The sequence below is a fragment of the Streptomyces sp. NPDC059679 genome (assembly GCF_042734105.1).
GTDB lineage: Bacteria > Actinomycetota > Actinomycetes > Streptomycetales > Streptomycetaceae > Streptomyces.
On sequence record NZ_JBHWES010000034.1, the window covers coordinates 1 to 18,942 of the forward strand.

Annotated in this window: 13 protein-coding genes; 9 read left to right on the plus strand and 4 right to left on the minus strand. The window is 72.8% G+C overall.

Translation table 11 applies throughout. From position 1 onward, the window contains the following. Positions 1-45 precede the first annotated feature (45 nt). Positions 46-966: an ATP-dependent DNA ligase gene (locus ACFV2X_RS30915; protein WP_385622909.1), complete on the minus strand. Its 921-nt coding sequence runs from the start codon at positions 964-966 to the stop codon at positions 46-48. Between the two features lie 292 nt (positions 967-1,258). Further along, a complete protein-coding gene (gene ligD / locus ACFV2X_RS30920; RefSeq protein WP_385622699.1) occupies positions 1,259-2,161 on the minus strand; it encodes a non-homologous end-joining DNA ligase in 903 nt (300 codons plus the stop codon). 32 nt (positions 2,162-2,193) lie between these two features. On the opposite strand from ligD, the gene ACFV2X_RS30925 reads away from it, so the two are divergent. Further along, a complete protein-coding gene (locus tag ACFV2X_RS30925; RefSeq protein WP_385622701.1) occupies positions 2,194-3,225 on the plus strand; it encodes a Ku protein in 1,032 nt (343 codons plus the stop codon). A gap of 41 nt (positions 3,226-3,266) precedes the next feature. On the opposite strand, the gene ACFV2X_RS30930 is transcribed toward ACFV2X_RS30925, so the two are convergent. Then, positions 3,267-4,088, minus strand: a complete 822-nt coding sequence (locus ACFV2X_RS30930) for an NAD(P)H-binding protein (protein WP_385622703.1) — start codon at positions 4,086-4,088, stop codon at positions 3,267-3,269. A gap of 124 nt (positions 4,089-4,212) precedes the next feature. Here ACFV2X_RS30930 and ACFV2X_RS30935 point away from each other — a divergent pair, with 124 nt between their 5' ends. The 8 genes from ACFV2X_RS30935 (at position 4,213) to ACFV2X_RS30970 (ending at position 16,620) form a co-directional block, all read left to right on the plus strand. Further along, positions 4,213-4,851, plus strand: coding sequence for a TetR/AcrR family transcriptional regulator (locus ACFV2X_RS30935; protein ID WP_385622705.1), 639 nt, complete (start codon positions 4,213-4,215; stop codon positions 4,849-4,851). A gap of 136 nt (positions 4,852-4,987) precedes the next feature. Beyond that, positions 4,988-7,087 (plus strand): GTP-binding protein, encoded by a 2,100-nt coding sequence (locus tag ACFV2X_RS30940; protein WP_385622707.1) that lies wholly within the window; start codon positions 4,988-4,990, stop codon positions 7,085-7,087. Between the two features lie 124 nt (positions 7,088-7,211). Further along, positions 7,212-8,429 (plus strand): RNA-guided endonuclease InsQ/TnpB family protein, encoded by a 1,218-nt coding sequence (locus ACFV2X_RS30945; RefSeq protein ID WP_385622912.1) that lies wholly within the window; start codon positions 7,212-7,214, stop codon positions 8,427-8,429. 77 nt (positions 8,430-8,506) lie between these two features. Then, positions 8,507-10,219 carry a serine protease gene (locus ACFV2X_RS30950; RefSeq protein WP_385622709.1) on the plus strand — a complete coding sequence of 571 codons (1,713 nt, stop codon included), beginning with the start codon at positions 8,507-8,509 and terminating at the stop codon, positions 10,217-10,219. Positions 10,220-10,274: 55 nt separating this feature from the next. Further along, complete coding sequence (locus ACFV2X_RS30955) at positions 10,275-12,629, plus strand: tetratricopeptide repeat protein (RefSeq protein ID WP_385622711.1); 2,355 nt, start codon at positions 10,275-10,277, stop codon at positions 12,627-12,629. A gap of 12 nt (positions 12,630-12,641) precedes the next feature. After that, the gene (locus ACFV2X_RS30960) at positions 12,642-14,327 is read left to right on the plus strand and encodes a VWA domain-containing protein (RefSeq protein ID WP_385622713.1); all 1,686 of its coding nucleotides are present in this window, start codon (positions 12,642-12,644) and stop codon (positions 14,325-14,327) included. After that, positions 14,324-15,289: a hypothetical protein gene (locus ACFV2X_RS30965; RefSeq protein WP_385622715.1), complete on the plus strand. Its 966-nt coding sequence runs from the start codon at positions 14,324-14,326 to the stop codon at positions 15,287-15,289. The genes ACFV2X_RS30960 and ACFV2X_RS30965 overlap by 4 nt, the downstream gene beginning before the upstream one ends. Next, positions 15,286-16,620, plus strand: a complete 1,335-nt coding sequence (locus ACFV2X_RS30970) for an ABC transporter substrate-binding protein (protein ID WP_385622717.1) — start codon at positions 15,286-15,288, stop codon at positions 16,618-16,620. Before ACFV2X_RS30965 ends, ACFV2X_RS30970 begins: the two co-directional genes overlap by 4 nt. Before the next feature lie 74 nt (positions 16,621-16,694). Here ACFV2X_RS30970 and ACFV2X_RS30975 read toward each other — a convergent pair whose 3' ends face one another. Continuing rightward, positions 16,695-18,722 (minus strand): MFS transporter, encoded by a 2,028-nt coding sequence (locus tag ACFV2X_RS30975; protein ID WP_385622720.1) that lies wholly within the window; start codon positions 18,720-18,722, stop codon positions 16,695-16,697. Positions 18,723-18,942 lie beyond the last annotated feature (220 nt).

Consider the following 18,942-nt stretch of genomic DNA (forward strand, 5'->3'; position numbering starts at 1 on the left):
CCCTCTCGGGGGGGGGGGGGCCCCCAAAGCCACCACACATCCCGGCTACTCCGGCGCGCGCAGCCGCACCACCGTGGTCGCCGCGTGGCGGGCGGTGCTGTCCCGCCGTACCTCGACCGTCAGCTCCGGGACCACCGGCCGGTACGAGATCTCGGTGCCGACCATGTCCATGGCGGTGAGGGCGGGCTCGGTCCCGGGAGGCTCCGCGGGGGCGGGCAGGCCGCGCAGCGCGGCCGTGATCTGGGCACGTACGGCCGGGGAGAGCGGGGTGGAGACCACCGGGTCGTCGGCGCCCGGCAGCACCAGCGCGAGCGAGCGCGGGTGGTAGCGGGGGCCGACGACGCCGACCACCACGGCCTCCCGCGTCTCGGAGTGGCGCAGCTTCCACCAGTGGCGGCCCGCGCGGTAGGGCTGGCCGAGGCTCTTGATCACCAGGCCTTCGACGCCGCTGGCCGGAAGGGTGTCGTACCAGGTGGCGGCGAGCTCGGGGTCGGTGGTCATGGGGACGGGCTGCAGCGGCGGCCCGTACGGCTCCAGCAGCGCGACGAGCCGGGCGCGGCGCCGCTCGTACGCCAGGGGGCGCAGGTCCTCGCCCCCGGCGGCAAGCAGGTCGAAGGCGGCGTAGGAGGCGGGGAGTTCGCGGGCGAGCCGGGCGGCACGGGCGCGGGTGGCCGCCGCGCGCTTCTGGACGGCGGCGAAGTCCGTACGGCCGCCGGTCCACACGACGACCTCGCCGTCCAGGACCGTCCCGGCCGGGAGCCGTTCCGCGGCGGCCCGCAGATCGGGGAACGCCGTGGTGACGATGCGCCCGGAGCGGGCCTGCAGCAGGACGTCGTCCTCCGTACGGAAGATCAGTACGCGGTGGCCGTCGAACTTCGGCTCGTACGCCAGGCGCTTCCCCGCCGGGTCGGGAAAGGCGTGGACGGGGCGGGCCAGCGCGACCTCCACGGGCGGCAGCAGCGGCATCCGCGAGGGCGGGCTCCAGCGCGGGATCACCACGGGGCTCCGGTGGGCGCGGCTGCGGGCTGCGGCGCGGCTGCGGCGGGCGGCATGGCTCCGGCGGGCGGCGCGGCCCCGGAGGCCGGCCGGACCCACGGCATCGGCGCGGCTCCGGGCACCGGCACGGCCCCGGGCACCGGCACGGCCCTGGGCGTCGGCGCGGCTCCGGGCACCGGCACGGCCCCAGCGGGCCGCGCGGCCCCGGCGGCAGGCACGGCTGCGCTTGGCCCTCCCGCCGCGCCCGGCCCGGTCGTGGCTTTCACGGCGTTTCCCCCGCGGGCAGCGGGCGGGCCAGCTCCGGGTCCAGAAGGGGCTCCAGCAGATCCCCGTGCCGGTCCAGCCGGGGCGTGATGTCGTCGATCCGGAAGACCAGCTGCGCGGGGTCCTCGCACCCCTCGACCTCGCCCCAGGTGATGGGCGTGGAGACGGTCGGCTCGCGGCGCGCGCGGGCGGTGTAGGGGGCGGCGGTGGTCTTCGCGGCGGCGTTCTGGCTGAAGTCGACGAACACCTTCCCGGGCCGCTGCGAGCGGGTCATTTTGGAGGTCACCAGGCCGGGCACGGCGGCCGTGGCCTCCAGGGCGAGCTTTCTGGCGTAGCCGGTGGTCTCCGGGGAGGGGGTCGGCTCCACCGGGATCAGCAGATGCAGCCCCTTGGAGCCGCTGGTCTTGGCGTACGCGGACAGGCCGTCGGCGTGCAGCCGCTCGCGCAGCCATTCGGCGACGGCGCAGCAGTGCACGATCGTGGCGGGCGGGCCCGGGTCGAGGTCGAAGACGAGGCGGTCGGCGAGGCCGGCGGCGCGATCGGCGCGCCACATGGGGGCGTGGAATTCGACAACCAGGTTTCCGGCCCACATCAGCGAGGCGAGGTCCTGGACGAGGATCTGACGGGAGGTCTCCCCCTCGTGGCGGGGCACCTCGGCCGTCGCCACCCAGTCGGGTGTGCCCGGGGGCGGGTTCTTGGTGAAGAACGTCTGGCCGTCGGGGCCGTCCGGGAAGCGGAGGAACGCCAGCGGCCGGCCGCGCAGATGGCGCAGAAGCGGGCCGGCGACGGCCGCCAGGTAGTGCAGCAGCTCTCCCTTGGTGGTGCCCGTGGCCGGATAGAGCACCTTCTCGAGGTTACTGAGCGCGATGCGCCGCCCCTCCACCTCCGCGATCGGGGACATACGATAAGAATCTCACGAAAGGGATCAAAAGCATGCGATCCATCTGGAATGGGATCATTTCCTTCGGCCTGGTCAGCATCCCGATCAAGATGTATCCGGCGACCGAGGACCACTCCGTCTCCTTCCGGCAGGTGCACACCAAGGACGGCGGCCGGATCCGCTACCGCAAGGTCTGCGAGCTCGAGGACAAGCAGATCGACGCGGACGAGATCGGCAAGGCATACGAGGACGCCGACGGCACGCTGATCCCGATCACCGACGAGGACCTGGCCCACCTACCGCTGCCCACGACCCGCGCCCTGGAGATCCAGGCGTTCGTCTCGGCGGCGGACATCGACCCCCTCCAGATGGGCGACGCCTATTACCTCGGCGCGAACGGCCCCGCGGCCGCCAAGCCGTACGCCCTGCTGCGCGAAGCGCTCAAGCGCAGCGAGAAGGTCGCCATCACCAAATACGCCCACCGCGGCCGGGAGCGTCTGGGCATGCTGCGCGTGGTGGGCGACGCCATCGCGATGCACCGGCTGCTGTGGCCCGACGAGGTGCGCAACCCGGTCGGCGTGGCGCCCAAGGAGAAGGTGACGGTACGGAAGGCGGAGCTCGACCTCGCCGACACCTTGATGAACACGCTCGGCGAGGTGGATCTGACCCAGCTGCACGACGAGTACCAGGAGGCGCTGGACGCCCTCGTGGCGGCCAAGATGGCCGGCGCCACACCCACCGCCGAGCCCGGTGAGGCCCCGGCCGGGGCCCAGGTCGTCGACCTGATGGCGGCGCTGCGGGACAGCGTGCGCAGCGCCCGCGCGGCCCGGGGCGAGGAGGCCGGGGAAGCCGGGGAAGCCGGGGAGGCCGAGGAAGAGGCGGAGGCCACGGTCCACCCGCTGCCGGCGCGCAAGAAGGCCGCGGCGCCCGCGAAGAAGGCCGCCGCGACGAAGAAGAAGGGCACCGAGAAGGCCGGCGCGAAGACAGGCGCCGCGAAGACCACGGCGAAGAAGGCCGCGGCCAAGAAGGCCCCCGCCAAGAAGCAGGCCACCGGCAGACGGGCGGGCGGACGGACGGCCTCCTGACAGCGGCCCGACCGCTCCCGATCCGCGGCCCCAGCTGAACGTCAGCTGAACGCGGCCGTGTGGTCGCTCGCCCACTGCGCGAACGTACGCCCCGGCCGCCCCGTGATCCGCTCCACCTCCGGGGAGATCTCGGCCGGGCGGTCGACGGCCCCCGCGAACATCCGCAGTAGCGAGTCCGCGATGTCCGCCGGCACGCCGCCGCCGGCCATCGCCTCCCGGGCCGCCTCCGGCGGGATCTCCTCGTACCGCAGCGGCCGCCCCAGGGCCTCGCCGATGATGGTCACCTGCTCCGCGAAGGTCAGCGACTGCGGCCCCGACAGCACCGGCGCCTGGCCGGTGTGGTCGTCGCTGAGCAGGGCGCGGGCGGCGACGGCCGCGATGTCGGCCTCGTGGATGGGTGCCGTGTGGGCCTGGGCGTACGGGCCGTGGACCACATCGCCCTTGCCGAGCTGTTCCGCCCACTGCAGCGCGTTCGAGGCGAAGGCGCCCGGCCGGACGTGCGTCCAGGCCAGCCCCGATGCCTCGATCTCGGTCTCCAGCTCATGGTGGTGGTTGCCGATGGGATTGCCCGGGCCGGCGAACAGCACGGCCGAGGAGGAGAGCGTGACGATACGCCGCACCCCCGCCTGCTCGGCCTTGCACAGCAGCTCGCCCGCGCCCTGCCCCCACACCACCGCCGGGTTGAGGAAGACCGCCGTGGCGCCCTCCAGGGGAAGGTCCGCGGTCCGCGCCGCCTGGACCCCCTCGGGCAGCCGCGCCGCCTCGGGGTCGCGGGTCAGCGCGCGGACCTCCGCACCCGCCGCGACCAGCTCGTCCACCACATGCCTGCCGACGTTTCCGGTGGCTCCGGTCACCACGATCATGACGTTCTCCCCTTAGTTCTGCCGTCTCGTTGGGCTTGACGGGACCCACGATTCATCCATCCGGATGAACTTGTCAAACAAATAGATGGGTGAAGTCGGAGAGAGCTGCGGATAGCCTGATCAGGTGAAGGAGAAAGCGCCGCAGGCACCGCCGAAGAAGACCCGCCGCGCCCCCGCGCCGACGGAGCGCAAGCTCGACCCCGAGCGCTCCCGGCGGCTGCTGCTGGACGCCGCGATGGACGAGTTCGCCGAGAAGGGATTCGCGGGCGCCCGCGTCCAGGACATCGCGGACCGCGCCGGCCTGAACAAGCAGCTGATCAGCTACTACTTCGGTGGCAAGGAAGGGCTCTACCGCGAGCTGCACCAGCAGTGGCTGCGGCGCGAGGAGACCATCGCCGACCCGGCCCTCCCCCTCGACGAGCTCATCGTGCGCTACCTCGACTTGGCCTTCGCCGACCCCCGGTCCACCCGCCTCAACATCTGGCACGGCCTCACCGGCGGTGTGGTCGAGCAGGACCCCGAAGACCTCTCCGGGCTGCGCCGCCGCCAGGCGGACGGCGAACTGGCCGACGACCTCGATCCGGCCGCCGCGCTGCTGCTGTTCATCAGCATGGTCTCGGCGCCCACCGCGCTGCCGCACCTCGTACGGCAGCTCTTCGGCGTCGAGCCGGACTCGCCGGAGTTCCGCGAGCGCTACACCGAGCAGGTGCGCCGGATCGTCCGCCACCTCGCGCAGCCGCCTCGCGACCCCGTACGGCCGTAATTCGCTTGACCGTGCCGCATGCGCTGACAGGATGGCGCAGTCCGTCCGACGACCAGTCAGGAGCATGCGATGCGCCGATTCCTCGGAACTACTCAGCGCCCCCACCGGACGACAGTTCTCGAGGACTTCAGCACGCATGCCCACGTCGCACACCCCGCGCACATCGCGCACCCTGAACATCGGCATCCTGGCGCACGTCGACGCCGGTAAGACCAGTCTCACCGAACGCCTGCTCTTCGACCACGGCGCCATCGACCGCCTCGGCAGCGTCGACAGCGGCACCACCCAGACCGACACGGGCGACATCGAGCGCGAGCGCGGCATCACCGTGCGCTCGGCGGTCGCCTCCTTCACCGTGGGGCCGGCTCAGATCAACCTGATCGACACGCCCGGCCACTCGGACTTCATCGCCGAGGTCGAACGCGCCCTCGGGGTGCTGGACGGCGCGGTCCTGGTGCTGTCCGCGGTGGAGGGCGTCCAGGCGCAGACCCGGGTGCTGATGAAGACCCTGCGGCGGCTGCGGCTGCCGACCCTGCTCTTCGTCAACAAGATCGACCGCCCGGGCGCCCGCGACGAGGGGCTGCTGGCGGACATCCGGCACAAGCTGGCCCCGCACGTCGTCGCGCTGACGGCCGTACGGGACCTGGGCACGCGGCACGCCCGCGCCGTGCCCCGGTCGCTCGACGACGCGGACTTCCGCGGCCGGGTGGCCGAGGCGCTGGCCGACACCGACGACGCGCTGCTCGCCCGTGTCCTGGACGGGCCCCCGCCCACGCCCGCCGAACTGCGGGCCGCGCTGGCCGGTGGCACGGCGGACTGCCGTGTCCACCCGGTGTTCTTCGGCTCGGCGCTGAGCGGCCAGGGAGTCGGCGCGCTCGCCCGCGGGATGGCGCGTCTGCTGCCGCCCGCGCCCGTCGGCGCGGAAGCGGCCCCGTACGGGACGGTCTTCGCCGTCGAGCGCCGGGGCGGGACCGGCGGGAAGACCGCGTATCTGCGGCTGTTCGCGGGCGAGTTGGCCGTACGGCAGAAGGTGACGCTCCACCGCCGCGGGCCGGGCGGCACGCTCGTCGAATACAGCGGCCAGATCACCTCGCTCGATGTCGTCGGCCGGACCGGCGCGCAGTCGGACGCCGGGCGGCTGACCGCCGGGGACATCGGCAAGGTGCGCGGCCTGCCCGAGGTACGGGTCGGCGACCGGCTCGGTGGGACCGACGCCGACGCCAACGCCAACGGCAACACCAGCACCAACCCAAGCGCCGAAAGCGGCAGCGGCCCCGGGCATCCGCCGCCGGACCAGCCACACTTCGCCGCGCCCAGCCTGAGCACGGTCGTCCGCGCGCGCGAGCCCGGTCCGGGCCCCGCCGCACGGCTGCACGCCGCGCTGCTGAGCCTGGCCGAACAGGACCCGCTGATCCACGCCCGCGCCCTGCCCGGCGGCGCCACCTCGGTGCTGCTGTACGGCGAGGTCCAGAAGGAGATCATCGCGGCGACGCTCGCCCGGGACTTCGGCATCGAGGCCGACTTCGAGCCGAGCCGGCCGGTCCACGTCGAGCGGCCCGTGCGCGTCGGCGAGGCGTGCGAGGAGATGGCCCGGCGCCATCACAGCGGGCTCTGGGCCACCATCGGGCTGCGCGTCGAGCCCGCACGGACCGGCTCCGGGGTGATCTTCCGGTACGAGACCGAACTGGGCGCGCTGCCCCGCGCGTTCCACCACGCCATCGAGGAGACCGTGCACGACACCCTCCTCCAGGGCCACGACGGCCGGCCGGTGACCGACTGCCTCGTCACCCTCATCCGCTCGGGCTTCTCCAGCCCGCTCAGCACGGCGCGTGACTTCCGCGAGCTGACCCCAGTGGTGCTGGAGCGCGCACTGCGCGCCGCGGGGACGCGGGTGTACGAACCCTGCCACACCTTCGAGCTGGAGATCCCGCACGACGCGCTGGCCCCGGTCACCGGCCAACTCACCGCGGCCGAGGCCGACATCACCGCCGTCGAGGAGACGGCGGGCGGGGTGCCGGTCTGGCTGCTCGAAGGCCGGATCCCGGCCCGGGAGGTGCACGGGGTGAAGCGGTGGCTGCCGGGGCTCACGCGCGGTGAGGGCGTGTGGTGGTCCCGGCCGTCCGGGGACCGCCCGCTGGGCCCGGGGCGGGACCGCCGCACCGGCCCCGCCCCGGGCCCCGGTTCGGACCCTGGTTCCGGCCCCGGCACCAGTCAGATGCCGGGAGCCGCGGTGTAGATGAACGGGATGATCTCGGAGTTGAGGGACCGCCGGTCCGCAGCAGCTTGAGCAGCCACCCGTTCGTGTAGGTCTGCCAGGATCCTGAGTGAGAAACGAACGATGACGCTACGTTGGCGGCATGATGACGCCAAGTGAAGCCGACGAGTCCGGGCACGCCCGGTACACGTACCGGCTTCGCGTGTCGTCGACCGCCCGCACGGCGCCGCTGGCGGAGTGGGACCGGTGCCGGTGGATCTGGAACGAGTGCGTCGCCAAGTCCAAGGCCACCCACCTGCACAACAAGACCACGGGCCAGAAGCGGACCTGTGGCCCGGCCCAGCTCGACAAGATGCTGACCGAGGCGCGTGAGCGTACGCCGTGGCTGCGCGAGGGCTCCAGCGTTCCGCAGCAGCAGCTGATAAGGGACTTCGGCAAGTCCCGCGCCAAGGCGCACAAGGACATCCGGGAACGTCTGCCTCAGCGGCAGCGGGCCGGTATGCCCAAGTGGAAGAAGAAGCGCGAGGCCGCTCCGACCTTGAACTACACCCGGCGCGGGTTCCGGCTGAAGGACGATCGACTGCGCCTGGCGGGCGGGATCGTGCTGACGGTGGTGTGGTCGCGGGACCTGCCCGCCGCGCCCTCCTCGGTGCGCGTGTACCAGGACAGTGTCGGGCACTGGTACTGCTCGTTCGTGGTCCCCACCCAGGTGCGGCCGTTGCCGAAGACCGGCCGCGTGCTGGGTGTGGACTGGGGTGTGAGGGAGACCGCGACCACCACCTCGAACGTCCATGACCTCCCGCATCCGGAGCACGGGCGCAGGGCCCAGGCCAGGCTGACCCGGTACGACCGGATGACGGCCCGCCGCAGACCGAAGAAGGGGCAGGCCGCATCGAGGGGCTACCGCGAGACGAAGAAGTGGCGGGCGGAGGCCTACGCGAAGATCGCCCGGCAGCGGCAGGACACGGGCCGCAAGTGGGCGACGAAGGTTGTGACCGACCACGACGCCGTCGCGGTGGAGGACTTCAAGGCGAAGTTCCTCGCCAGGTCCTCGATGGCGCGCAAGGCGGCGGACGCCGCGATCGGCGCCACGAAGAAGGCCCTGATCGAAATGGGCCGCAAGCACGGGCGGGACATCCGCCTTGTGCATCCCGCGCACACCACCATGGACTGCGCATCGTGCGGAGCGAGAACCAAGCACGCACTGCCACTGTCCGAGCGCACCTACACCTGCACCGTATGCGGAGCCGCCTCCCCCAGAGACAAGAACTCCGCCCACGTGATGCTCCACCGGGCAGGTCTGAACCCGGCTGGTGCCGAGGGCATAAGACCTCCGGGAGCGCTGCTCCCGGAGGCAGCCTGAGCCAGGAATCCCCTCCCTTCAGGATTTTGGGAGGGGAGCAGTCAATTCCGTACGTCTCGGGCGTATGCTCGGGCCGCATGGGGGCGGAAAACGGCAATACCGCCAATGCGCCCGCCCGTGACGGGACTTGGCGGGTTCGGATCCATAGTACGACGGGCGACGTTCTGGGCGCGGGAATCCTTCTGGGCAGCGAGACGGTGTTGACCTGCGCTCATGTGATCCCCGAGGACGGACGGCCGCTTCCGGCCACGGAAGTGCGGGTCGACCTGGTCGGCGTGCCCGACGCCGAGCCCGTCAGCGCGCGCGTCGCCCCGGGCTGCTGGGTGCCGCAGCGCGCCGACAGCTGCGGCGATGTGGCGCTGCTGAGGCTGAGCCGCCCCCAGCCCGCCGAGCACGCCGCGCCCCTGTTCCGGCTGCCCCCGGTGTCCCGGCGGCCGGTGCGGATGTGCGGCTTCCCCGACGGCAACGACGACGGCATGTGGTTCCTGGGCAGCCTCGCGGGCGCCGCGGGGCCGCGCGCGGAGTGGGTGCAGGTCAACCCGGAAACGCCCGGTGACGTGGTGCGCTACGGCTTCAGCGGCGCCGGGGTCGAGGACGAGCAGACCCACCATGTCATCGGCATGGTGGTCAGCCGCTACGACGACTCCGACAGCGTGCCGAGCGCCGAGCGCCGCCGCTTTTCGTACATGATCCCCGTCGAGACCATCGTCCGGCATCTGCCTCAGGTCGCCCGCTGGGTGGGCGGCGAGGCCGGGGTGGACCCGCGGCTGGTCTCCCCGCTCACCGACGGCGTCCAGGACATCGGCTTCGCCCAGCGGCTGGCCCTGTGGCTGCGGCGGGAGAGCCTGGCCGGACGGGAGGGGATCGCGGACGTCGAGACGGTCGTGATCGAGGACGACGACAGCGACCGGAACGGGGCGCTCAGCCGGGCCGTGACGCTCGCGGACCGCGAGCTGTCCGGGGACGGCGCCGAGGAGGCGGTGTCCACCGCACCGCGCGATACGGTGCCGCCCATCGGCAGCCTGGATCTGGCCATCGACGTCACCGGCCGCACCGACACCGATGTGGCCAAGCGGGTCGCCGACCGGATGGACCTCAAGTCGCTCGGTGACACCTCGCCGCTCAGCCGCATCCGGGCCAACGCGGTGCCGCTGACCATCGTGGCCGTGAGCGTCGACCGGGCCCATGACCCCGAGGCCCTGGTCCGTTTCATGAAGCTCCTCGCTGACCAGGGCAGCCGGCTGATGCTGGTCTTCCGCGATGGGCAGGCGCCCGGTCTACACCTGGCCGAGCGGCTGTTCCGCCCGGACCGGGCGCGGATCGACGCATGGCTGGACGAGCTGACCGGGCAGGTGACCCGCGCGGAGGGCCGCGAGCGCGAGGCGGCCGAGCGGCGCGCGCTGCTCTCCCCCTCCCTGAACCCGCCGTACACCCGCAATGCCTCGGCGCTGCGCATCAATCTGCTCAGACTGCGCGACGACCCCGGGCTGCACACCCACCACATCATCGCCAAGCTGGCCGTCTTCGAGCATTCGGTGGCCACGGTCCTGCGGCACGCCGAGGCGGCGCTGTGCGCGGCCGACGAACAGCTGAAGCGCATCCCGGAGCTGCGGAACCTGCTGGCTCCGTACGCCGTGCGGCTGGGCGCCATGGGCGCGGCCGAGCTCCCCGAGCTGATCCCGCTCCAGCGCGCGGCGTTCGACCTGCTGCGTTCGGTGCCGTACGACGTGCCGGCCGCGCAGGAGGCGGTCGACCGGTTCGTCCGCGCCGTCAACGAGATCCGGCCGTGAACCGCGAAGACACAGGCAGACAGGCAGACACGGGCAGAGACGGGGAGGAAGAGGGATGACGGACGGGACGAGCGGCGGGGCGGCGGTCTGCGACCGGCCCGACTGCCCCGGTACCGGCCGCGGCCGGATCAACGTCCGCGGCTTCTGCTCGGAGTGTGGCCGCAAGGCCCGGGGCCGGGCCGCCGGCCACCCCTCCCCCGACGCACCCGCGTCCGCGTCCGCCATCCCCGCGCACGCGTCCGCCTCCGCCTCCGCCATCCTGGAGTCCGAGTCCACCGCCACCGCGGCCCGCGCACGACGGCGCGCCGTGGCCCGGAAGTTCACCGTCCGGCCCCCGGGCGACGGCCTGCTGGATCTGCCGCGCGTCGAACTCCCCTCCCTCCGCGACCTGGTCATCGACAATCCCCAGCCACCCCCGCAGGGACAGCCCTGCGCGGGCTGCGACGAGACCGTGGGCGCGGCATACGCCGGGCAGCCCGCGCTGTGGACCGGGGTCTGCCACCGCTGCCGCCACCCCTTCGACTTCACCCCGCAGCTGCGGCCCGGGGATCTGCTGGGCGGCCAGTACGAGGTGGTCGGCGGCGTGGCGTACGGGGGTCTGGGCTGGGTCTATCTCGCCGAGGACACCCAGCTGGACCGCCAGCCCGTCGCCATCAAGGGGCTGATCAACGACGATGACGAGACGGCGCAGCGCGCGGCCATCGAGGAGCGCCGCTATCTGACCATGCTCGACCACCCGGGCATCGTCAGCATCATCAACTATGTGCGCCACCCGGCCCGCGGCAGCGGCCGGCCGCAGGGCTACATCGTGATGGAGTTCGTCGCCGGGGTGACCCTCTCGACGATCGGGGACTACATCGCCCGCGCCGATCGGCACTTCGACGGACCGCGCGTCTACCAGCACATCCTCACCTACGGCGCCCTGGCCCTCGACGCGCTGGAGTATCTGCACGGCGAGAAGCTGGTCTACTGCGACCTCAAGCCGAGCAATGTCATGCACCACGAGGGCCGGGTCAAGGTGATCGACCTCGGCGCGGTCCGCCAGCTGGGGCAGCGGGACGGCCACCCCGTCATCACCGAGAAGTTCGCCGCCCCCGAGGTGGTCCATCGCGGCGCCCTCCCCACCGAGCTCCATGACCTCTACGGCGTCGGGAAGACCCTGAAGAACCTCTCCGACAAGGTCAGCCGGGCCGCCCAGCGGCCGCCGGGCCTCGGCCGCGAGTCGTACGACAGGCTCCTGGCCCGCGCGACGGCCTATGACCCGCGGCAGCGGTTCGGCTCCGCCCGCGAGATGGCAGAGCAGCTGCGCGGGGTGCTCCGCGAGATCCATTCGCTGCGGCTGGAGCGGGAGCAGCCCGAGCCGTCCACGCTGTTCGCCCCGACCGCGGCCCTGCTCGACTCCGGGCTCGGCCGGATCCCTGGTCTGGAGCGCTGGCTGACCGGGGAGGCCCGTCCGGTGCTCGCGGACGGGCGGCCCGCCCCGAAGCGGGTGCCGACCGGGCTGCCGGTGCCGTTCCCCGACGCCAAGGACCCGGGCGCGGCGCTGCTCAACACCCCGACCGACAGCGGCCCGCGGCGGCTGATCGAGCAGTTGCGGGCCTTTCCGCATGAGTCCGCCGAGATACGGTTCCGCATCTGCCGCGCCCATCTCGAACTCGACGCGGTCGACGAGGCGAAGGCCCAGGTGAAGGCCGCCGAGCGGATCATCGGCGGGGACCGGGCGCCGTACGACTGGCGGCTGAACTGGCACCGCGCGCTGGTGCGGCTCGCCGAGGACGCGGTGGCCGAGGCCCGGCGGGAGTTCGACGCGGTGTACGGGGCGCTGCCCGGGGAGTACGCGCCCAAGCTCGCCCTCGGGTACTGCGCCGAGCACCTGGCCGACCACGGCGCCGCCGAGCGGTTCTACCAGGCGGTCTGGCAGCGCAACCGCTCCCAGGGCAGCGCCGCCTTCGGCCTGGCCCGGCTGCGGCTGGCCGCGGGCGACCGCACCGGGTCGGTCGACGTCCTCAGCGAGGTGCCGAAGGTCTCGCGCCACCACGACGCCGCCCAGATCGCCACGGTGCGGGTGCTGGCCGGCCGGCTGGGCCACCCGGACGGGCTGCCGACCGAGGCGGACTTCGCGGAGGTGCTGACCCGGCTGCCGCGGCTGTATCTGGACGACGGACGGTCCTCGGGCCACGCCCGCGAGCGGCTGACCGCCGAGGTGTGGGAGACCGCCCTCGACTGGGTGCTCCGGTTCGGGAACAAGGACGAGGCCGGGGCGCTGCTCGGAGAGTACGACGAGGAGTCCACGGTGCGCGCCAAGCTCGAAGAAACCCTGCGGGCCCTGGCCCAGCAGGCGGACAGCCCCGAGGCCGTGGAGGTGCTGGTCGACCGGGCCAACGCCGTCAGGCCCATGACCCGCGTCTGACAGGGGGATCGGATGAGCGAGGGCACACGGGACACAGAGGACACAGCAGGTACAGAGGACACCGCGGGAACGGATCGGGCGACCGCGCATCAGGCGACCGCGCATCGGGCGACCGCCGATCAGGCGACAGGGGACGGCGGCGCGGACGAAGGCCGCGGCGCCGCCATCACCCTGCGCGTGGACCAGAACGAGTACCTTCCGGCCGCCGCGGGCCGCGCCGAGATGCACGCCATCGTCAGGGTCGAGGCCCGGGGCCTGGGCCCGGCCGCGGCCCGCGCCGCGGCTTCCGAGGTCATCGTCATCGACTGCTCGGGGTCGATGGCCTGGCCCCCGACAAAGATCATGGCGGCCCGCAAGGCCACCGTCGCCGCCGTCTCCGCCCTGCGCAAGGGCACACGTTTCGCGGTCGTCCAGGGCACCGAGCGGGCCGAGGTCGTCTATCCGCCCACCGGCGGCATGGCGGTCGCCGGGCCCGACACCAAGGCCGCCGCCTCGCGCGCCGCGATGAAGCTCGCCGCGCTGGGCGGCACCGCGATCGGCACCTGGCTCGATCTCGCCCGCCGCCTCCACTCCGAGCAGCCCACCGCGCTGCGGCACACCCTGCTGCTGACCGACGGCAAGAACGAGCACGAGGACCCCGGCGATCTGGCGCGGGTGCTCGACGCCTGCGCCCCGTCCTTCACCTGCGACGCGCGCGGCATCGGCGACGGCTGGGACGCCACCGAGCTCAAGGAGATCGTGCGGCGGCTGCGCGGCCGGGCCGACGCGGTCCTCGACCACTCCGACCTGCCGGCCGAGTTCGAGGCGCTGACGCGCGGCTCGATGGCCAGGGCGCTGGCCGCGCTGCGGATCCGGATCCGGACCCGCGCGGGCGGCGCGGTCGGCATGGTCAAGCAGGTGTACCCGACCCGGGTGGACCTGACCGACGAGGGCGCCCGGCCCGACCCGCGCACCTGGGAGTGGCGCAGCGGCCCGTGGGGCGACGAGGTGCGCGAGTACCAGGTATGTGTGACCGCCGACCCGGAGGGCGACGCACAGGACGAGGAGATCGAGCTCGCCTGGGTGGAGCTGGCGCTGGACGGGGCGTCAGCGGACAGTGCCTCAGCGGGCGGCCCGGCAAAGGACGACCGGTCAGGAGCCGGCGCGGCCGACATCCGGCTGCCCGCCGCGGAGTCCGTCCTGGTCCGCTGGACGGACGACCCGCTGCTGTCGTCCCGTATCCACCCCCGGCTCGCCCACTACGGCGCGGACGATGCCCTCGGCCTCGCCGTCACCGCGGCCTACGACGCGTATGTGGCGGGCGAGCCGCGGCAGGCCCTGACGCACTGGGGCCGGGCGGTCCGGCTCGCGCATGAGCTGGGCAACGAGAAGATGCTGGACCGGCTGCGCGGGCTGGTCGACATCGTGGACGCCGCGGCGGGCGAGGTGCGGCTGCGCGAGCGGATCCGGCCGCTCGATCTGAACTCGGCGATGGTGCTGTCCGAGGAGAGCAGCCGCTTCCGCGGCCCGGGCCCGGGCGCCGCCGACCCCCTCGCCCCCGCCGTGCCCACCGCCCCCGCCATGTCCGCCATGCCGCCAGGACCCGACCTCGAATGCCCCAACTGCGGGCGCATGGCCCCGGCCACGGCCACCTTCTGCCAGCAGTGCGACACGACCCTGCACCCCGGCGGCCCCGGCACCCCGGCCGGTGCGGTATGACCGGCACCCGCGCCTTTCTGATCCGCCGTCTGGTGACGCTGCTGGCGCTCTCGGCAGCCGCCTCGGCCGCGCTGTTCACCGCGTACTACGGCGTCAGCCGCAACGCCCAGGCCGTACGGGACGAATCCGCCCCCGCGATCCTCCAGGTGGCCGCGGCCGAGGTGGCCCTGAACGATTCGTACGAGTCCGCGGAGAGCAGCCTCACCGGCGACACCGGCGATATCGAGGGCCTGGGCGAGGACTACCGCACCGCGCTCTCGACGGCCACCCAGGCCCTGGCCCAGGCCCTCAAGTCGACCACCGCGGGCACCCCGGCCCGCCAGTCGCTGCTCACCATCACCGGCCTGGTCTCCTCCTACGGCGACCTCGTCCAGCAGGCGTACGTCAACCGCGACAACGCGGACCTCCGCGACGCCTACCTCGGCTACGCCGAAACGATGCTGCGGGGCGGCGACGGCTCGCCCAAGAGGGTGCGGGACGGCGACAGCGACATCCTCGCCCGGCTGGTGAAGGTGCAGGGCAAGCAGCTCCGCCTGCTCGACCAGCAGACCTCCTTCGGCTGGCTGCTGTCGCTCGCCTGGTGGGCGCTGGTCCCGGCGGCGTATTTCGCGCTGGCCGTGCTGCTGGTGCGCACCCAGCGCTTTCTGCGCCACCGCTTCCGCCGCCGGTTCAACCCCAGCCTGCTCGTGGCCACCGGGCTGTTGCTGCTCGCGGTGCCGACCCTGGCCGTCTTCACCTACCAGACGCAGGACCGGCTCTCCCAGGCCCGCACCAGCCTGCGCCAGCCGAACATCGGCAGGGCCCCGGACACCACCAACAAGAGGGTGAGCACCAAGATGGAGGAGACCCACTGGCGCACCGGCGCCGTGGTGTGGATACCGATGGGTGGCGCGCTCCTCGCCGCGCTCGTGTTCGTCGGGCTCCAGCCGCGTATCGACGAGTACCGGTTCCGGGCCCGATGAGCACCACCACCCGCCCCCGGAACGTCACCGCCGCGGTGCTCGGCCTGTGGCTGGTGCTCCTGTGCGCCCTGGGCACGGGCGACGCGGGCGCCCAGCAGTCCGGCGGCACGATTCGCGTGCTCGCCTCCTGGACCGGCCCCGAGGAGGACGCCTTCCGCCAGGTGCTGGACGCCTTCACCAAGAAGCACCACATCCGCGTCGAGTACCAGGGCACCACCGCGCTGCGCGAGGTGCTGCTCTCCGACGTACGGTCCGGCACCCCGCCCGATATCGCCGTGCTGCCGAGCTCGGGGGAGCTGACCGCCTACGCCGAGCAGGACTATCTGGCCGCGCTCGACGAGGTGGTCCCCCTGAGCGAGTACAACCCCCTGTGGACACCCCGGCTGACCGAGACCGGGCCGATCTACGGCGTCGCCGTGAAGGCCGACCTCAAGGGCATCGTCTGGTACGACAGCGCGCGCCACGGCTCCGGGGACCTCTCCACCCTGGCCGCCGACAGCCGCCAGTGGTGCGTGGGCATGGGCGACGGCGCCACCTCCGGCTGGCCCGGCACGGACTGGATCGAGGACATCCTGCTGCGGCAGCAGGGCAAGCAGGTCTATGAGCAGTGGGCCGAGGGCGAGCTGGCCTGGGACGATCCACGCATCGCCGAGGCGTGGCGGACCTGGGGCGAGGAGTTCTCGGGCACGGCCGCGAAGACCGCGCTGCGCACCGACTTCCGGGCGGCGGGGAAGAAGCTGTTCGCGAAGCGCCCGTCGTGCGCGCTGGAACACCAGGGCTCCTTCATCCGCGGCAGCTACCCCGGCCCCCACCGGGCCAGATTCGTCTACTCCGCCGATCTGCTCAGGCTGTCCGGCTCGCCCTCCCCGGCGCATGAGGTGTCCGGGGCGCATGAGGTGTCCGGGGACTTCGCCGCGCTGTTCAAGAACACCGGCCACACCGAGCAGGCGCTTGAGCTCATGCGCTACCTCGCCCAGGTCGAGGGGCAGCGGACCTGGGCCGAGCACACCCCTCCCGGCTCCGCCAGGCCGTTCTCCGCCAACAGCAAGGTGCCCGTGTCCGTCCAGGGGAACGACAAGGTCGCCCAGTCGATCGCCCGGACGCTCAAGTCCTCCTCGCTGTGCCTGGACGCGTCCGACGCCATGCCGCCGCGGATGCGGCTCGCCTTCCAGCGCGCCGTACTGCAGTTCCTCAGCTATCCGGGCGCGGAGCGGCAGCAGCGGCTCGGCGGGCTGCTGGGCAGCCTGGAGAAGGTCCACCAGAGCACGGAGCACAGCCAGGGCCGGGACCGGGGACCGGACCAGCCCTGGCCGTCGACGGTATGCCACTGAGAAGGCCGGCCCGGGGACTCCCGGGCCGGCCCTCTCGGTTTTCTCGGCTTTGTCAGGCTGTTCGCTCTACGGGGCTACGGAGCCATCTCGTCCGGGCAGGGCGTGCCGCGCGGCAGGTCGTACTTGCCCGCTATCCGGTAGGTGCCGGCGTGCGGAGCGTGCAGCACAGTCCACTCGTCCTCCGGCTCCCCCTCCTTGCTCGGCTCGAAGACCTGCTTGGTCAGGCAGCCCTTGCGGTTGACCGGCAGCCTGCCGTCCTCATCCGCCTCCGGCGCCTTGATGCGGTGGCCCTTGGCGTCCACCAGGCCCAGCCACGGCGAGTACGGGATGCGGATGAGCACCGGGCCCTTGGCGCGCACCTTCAGTATCAGCTTGTCCGCGTCGGCCCGCTCCACCGTCGCCGGCGGGTCGGCGATCGGGGTGGGGTCCTTGACCTCGTACAGCTTCCAGTTGTCGTCACCCCACACCTCGCGCAGATACGGCAGGCCCTTGGAGATGAGCTCGGCCTCCAGCCGCGCGGCGTGGTCCGGCTCGTCGGCCGGCAGCACCACATAGTGCACGGCCATGCGCTTGAGCCAGGCGTGGTAGTCGGCCGCGCTGAGCGTGTCCTGGTAGAAGAGCGGGTTGCGCTCCATGTCCGCCTGCCGGGTCCAGCCCCGGGCCAGGTTGACGTACTGGGGGAGCGCCGAGGACTCGCGGTGGCTGCGCACCGGCACCACCTCGACCCGGCCCCGGTTGGCCTTCACCTGCTTCAGGTGGTGGACCAGCGGCGCCAGCTCGCGCGCCCAGGACGCCGACGGGGTGGTGTGGATGACGTCGTCGCCCGTCTTCACGCCCTGCCACACCGTGACCGTCACCAGAGACAGCACGAGCGCCGTCCACGTCCGCCCCACGCCCGTGGTGAGCCACTTCTCGCGCGGCGGCATCCGGCGGTTGGTCAGCGCGGCGATCAGCACCACCCCACCGAAGATCATGCTCAGGCGGGAGATGTTGGTGCCGATCTGGGAGGGGATCAGCCAGGTCAGCACCACCCCGATCGTGTACAGCGCCCCGCCCACCCGGACGGTCCGCCAGCCGCGCGGCGCGAACAGGAAGACCCCGAGGCCGACGATGCCCGGCAGAATCATCGACGGCCAGGTCATCGGCTGCTCGCCGGAGAACGGGAAGAAGTAGGAGGACAGCCCGACCACGATCACCGGCGTGATGCCGAGCGCGTACGAGGCCGGATGGCGCCGGGTCAGCCACAGCGCGGCGGCCACGATCCCGACGAACAGCCCGGCCACCGGGCTGGACATGGTCGCGAGCGCGGACAGCAGGGCGGCCAGCAGCGCCCGCGCGATCTTGTGGTGCCAGAACCGGGACCGCCACTTGGTGGGCCACGCGAAGATGACCGCCACGGCGGCGAGGCCGAACATCGCGCCGAGCCCGAACGTCACCCGGCCCGAGATCGCGTTGCAGACCAGCGCGAACGTGCCGTACAGGGCCGGCCACAGCGGCCGCCGCACCACCCGGCTGCGCACCAGCAGCAGCGCGAGCAGCCCGGCGGACAGCGTCCCCGCGATCATCATCGTGGTGCGGACGCCGAGGACGGCCATCAGATAGGGCGAGATGACGCTGTACGAGACCGTGTGCATCCCGCCGTACCAGGCGAGGTTGTACGCCGAGTCGGGGTGCTGCAGGGCGAACTCCGCCCATGCGTCCTGCGCGGCCAGGTCGCCACCGCTGTTCGCCAGCAGCGCCACCCACAGGATGTGCAGCACTCCGGCGACGACCAGGGCGGCGGGCACGGGGTGGCGCAGGAAGCGCCAGGCGCGCAGCGCCCAGCCGACCGTCTGCTCCCCCTGCCCCTGCTCGGCCTGCTCGCCCTGTTCTGGCTGCTCGGCCTGCTCCTGCTGCTCGGCGCTGTGCGTGAGCGCCGCCGTACCCGCGCCCTCAGCCGGGTCGGCGCCCGCCGGCCCGCCCGCCTCCTCGGCGGGGCTTACGCCCTCCGCGGCGTCCGGGCCCTCAGTGGACCAACGCTGCGTAGGCAGTCTTATTCGCGCCGCGGTGTTCTCCTCGGAACTCCCGCTGTTTTCGGCCCGTGTCGGATCCACGGTGGTCACTGCGGCTCTCCCCGTCTTCCCCGAGGTCTGCCCCCATGTTCCTTCAACCCTGTACCGGTTCCCCCCGGTTCGTTATGGGAGGACCGGGACCGGAGGCGCAGGCGACGCTAGCACGCGAAGGGCCCCAAAAGGCCTTCAGGGCGGGCGGTCGGGGGTGCTGTGGACAACTTGCTACATACGGCCGATCGGTGACCCGACGCGCCGGGCGCCGGGCCACCGC

What these genes read in the sequence shown, in the direction of transcription:
- ACFV2X_RS30915 (WP_385622909.1), bottom strand. Translation starts at nt 966, where the DNA reads ATGCCGCTGCTGCCGCCCGTGGAGGTCGCGCTGGCCCGCCCCGTCCAC.
- ligD (WP_385622699.1), bottom strand. Translation starts at nt 2,161, where the DNA reads ATGTCCCCGATCGCGGAGGTGGAGGGGCGGCGCATCGCGCTCAGTAAC.
- ACFV2X_RS30925 (WP_385622701.1), top strand. Translation starts at nt 2,194, where the DNA reads ATGCGATCCATCTGGAATGGGATCATTTCCTTCGGCCTGGTCAGCATC.
- ACFV2X_RS30930 (WP_385622703.1), bottom strand. Translation starts at nt 4,088, where the DNA reads ATGATCGTGGTGACCGGAGCCACCGGAAACGTCGGCAGGCATGTGGTG.
- ACFV2X_RS30940 (WP_385622707.1), top strand. Translation starts at nt 4,988, where the DNA reads ATGCCCACGTCGCACACCCCGCGCACATCGCGCACCCTGAACATCGGC.
- ACFV2X_RS30945 (WP_385622912.1), top strand. Translation starts at nt 7,212, where the DNA reads ATGACGCCAAGTGAAGCCGACGAGTCCGGGCACGCCCGGTACACGTAC.
- ACFV2X_RS30950 (WP_385622709.1), top strand. Translation starts at nt 8,507, where the DNA reads ATGGGGGCGGAAAACGGCAATACCGCCAATGCGCCCGCCCGTGACGGG.
- ACFV2X_RS30955 (WP_385622711.1), top strand. Translation starts at nt 10,275, where the DNA reads ATGACGGACGGGACGAGCGGCGGGGCGGCGGTCTGCGACCGGCCCGAC.
- ACFV2X_RS30960 (WP_385622713.1), top strand. Translation starts at nt 12,642, where the DNA reads ATGAGCGAGGGCACACGGGACACAGAGGACACAGCAGGTACAGAGGAC.
- ACFV2X_RS30965 (WP_385622715.1), top strand. Translation starts at nt 14,324, where the DNA reads ATGACCGGCACCCGCGCCTTTCTGATCCGCCGTCTGGTGACGCTGCTG.
- ACFV2X_RS30970 (WP_385622717.1), top strand. Translation starts at nt 15,286, where the DNA reads ATGAGCACCACCACCCGCCCCCGGAACGTCACCGCCGCGGTGCTCGGC.